The organism is Streptomyces sp. 5-10 (assembly GCF_014712245.1).
Classification (GTDB): Bacteria; Actinomycetota; Actinomycetes; order Streptomycetales; family Streptomycetaceae; genus Streptomyces; species Streptomyces violaceusniger.
On sequence record NZ_JACVYG010000124.1, the window covers coordinates 7,102 to 7,747 of the forward strand.

Annotated in this window: 1 protein-coding gene; it reads left to right on the forward strand. The window is 68.1% G+C overall.

Features of this window, described 5'->3' with window-relative positions:
• Nucleotides 1-16: 16 nt before the first annotated feature.
• Nucleotides 17-646 (forward strand): AMP-binding protein (locus tag IEJ02_RS47200; protein WP_317986107.1); only part of this gene is annotated, 630 nt, incomplete at its 3' end.

The following is a 646-nucleotide window of genomic DNA, read 5'->3' on the forward strand; positions in this document are numbered from 1 at the left end:
CCACGACCCGGCGGACGTGTCCGATGGCGAACGGCCGACACCGCTGGCTCCCGAGCATCCGGCGTACGTCATCTACACCTCGGGCTCGACGGGCACGCCCAAGGCGGTCGTGGTCCCGCACGGGGCCATCGTCAACAACCTGCTGTGGCGGATCGGGACGTTCGGCTGGACCGAGCATGACCGCTTCCTCATGCGGACACCGATGAGTTTCGACGTCTCGGTGTGGGAACTCTTCTGCCCGCTGCTCACCGGTGGATGCATCATCGGCACCGACCCCGATCACCACGCCGACCCCGGCCACCTGTTGTCCGCCGTCGAACGCCACGGGGTCACGGTGGTGCACTGTGTGCCGACCCTGCTGCGGTTGCTGCTGGAGTGGGAGGGGGCACGGCGGCTCTGCTCCTCCGTACGCCACGTCGTCTGCGGTGGCGAACCACTGACCGCCGATCTGCGCGATTCCTTCGTCGCCACGCTTCCGCACGCGCGTCTGCACAACTCCTACGGACCGACCGAGACGACCGTCGACACGACGGGACACCTCACCACTCCCGAGGACACGGGCCCGCCGCCAATCGGCACACCCGTCGGCAACACCCGCTTGTTCGTGCTGGATGCCGGGTTGGGTTTGGTGCCGGTGGGTGTGGTG